The organism is Nocardia sp. NPDC004260, assembly GCF_053603155.1.
Map to the genome: position 1 here is coordinate 1 of NZ_JBSGEZ010000280.1, position 1,161 is coordinate 1,161.

Annotated in this window: 2 protein-coding genes; both read left to right on the forward strand. The window is 63.3% G+C overall.

Annotated elements, in window-relative coordinates:
• Positions 1-317 precede the first annotated feature (317 nt).
• Complete coding sequence (locus ACWEO7_RS39640) at positions 318-752, forward strand: hypothetical protein (RefSeq protein WP_452431014.1); 435 nt, start codon at positions 318-320, stop codon at positions 750-752.
• Positions 740-943 carry an SEC-C metal-binding domain-containing protein gene (locus tag ACWEO7_RS39645; RefSeq protein ID WP_452431016.1) on the forward strand — a complete coding sequence of 68 codons (204 nt, stop codon included), beginning with the start codon at positions 740-742 and terminating at the stop codon, positions 941-943. Before ACWEO7_RS39640 ends, ACWEO7_RS39645 begins: the two co-directional genes overlap by 13 nt.
• The last annotated feature ends 218 nt before the right edge of the window (positions 944-1,161 follow it).

Below are 1,161 nucleotides of genomic sequence, written 5' to 3' on the forward strand. Positions count from 1 at the left end.
ACACCCCACTGCTTCTCGCCCTCATGAATGGCCCAGTCAAGGGATGACGGTCCGCGATCACCCTTGGGTCCCGGATGCACGATCAGCACGGTGTGGGCCGACCAGATGTCCTTCGGGATCGCCGTGGTGAGCATCGGCGCAATGATCAGCTCCGGCCCGAAGGTCGCGACCCGCGCACGCAGCAGGTCGTTGCCGAGAGCCAGTTCGACACCGACCTGGTGGTTGCGGGCACGTAGTTCGATGTAGACGCGCCCGACGCCTGGGCCCAGCTCGACGCGTTACGACGCGACAGGATCGATTCCGCCGCGCCATATCACATGGCCGCGGAACTACTGGAAGAACGTGGTGACCTGCCCCAGGCACTGACCTGGTTCAACATGGCCGTGACCCGCCTGTCCGACGACGAGATGGCCGAACGCGACGACGAACTGGGCTTCCTCTGCTACGCCAACAACATCATCGCCGGACGACGCCGCATCCGCCAGGCACTGGGCCTGCCCTCCGACGACCTCGACACCTCGGTCGAGTCCCTGTCCCAACGCGCCGACGAGTTCGTCCGCACTTCGACCCCGTCGAAACCACCACGCGAAATGCGGGTGCTGTTCTGGCCTCGCCCGGAAATCCCCCACGCCCACGAAACTTGGCCACAGCTGGTCGAACCGTCGACGCCGACACCATCATCGCCGAGCGAGAGAAAGCCAACCGCGAATTGGCTGAATCCGGCATCGCCCGCATCACCATGGTGCCACTGACCGTCGCCAAACTCCTCGACTACACCACCCGCACCGGCAGCGACCCCACCGACTCCAACACCCGCCTGGCCTGCATCAACGAGATCATCACAGAAGGCCACGCCATCAACTGGCCACCGGCACGCAACACCCCATGCTGGTGCGGCTCGACCACCAAATACAAGAAATGCTGCGGCCGACCCACCACATAACCTCACCACCCAGCACCCTCACCACCGATCACGAAGTCGTGCTGGAGTACTAGGCAGCTCCCTGTGCAGGTCCGGGTGCGATTTCCGCGCCGAAAGTATCGCCGAGAGCGGCAAGCATGTCAGATATTGACCCGGAACTAAATGGTTGAAGCGTAAACGGTGTGTGGGGCATGGAAGTAGCCGCGGACATGGCCGGGGAGTTTCTGGATGCGTCGGAA

Excerpts from the sequence above, each read along its gene's own strand:
- ACWEO7_RS39645 (WP_452431016.1), top strand. The coding sequence starts at position 740 with ATGGTGCCACTGACCGTCGCCAAACTCCTCGACTACACCACCCGCACC.
- ACWEO7_RS39640 (WP_452431014.1), top strand. The coding sequence starts at position 318 with ATGGCCGCGGAACTACTGGAAGAACGTGGTGACCTGCCCCAGGCACTG.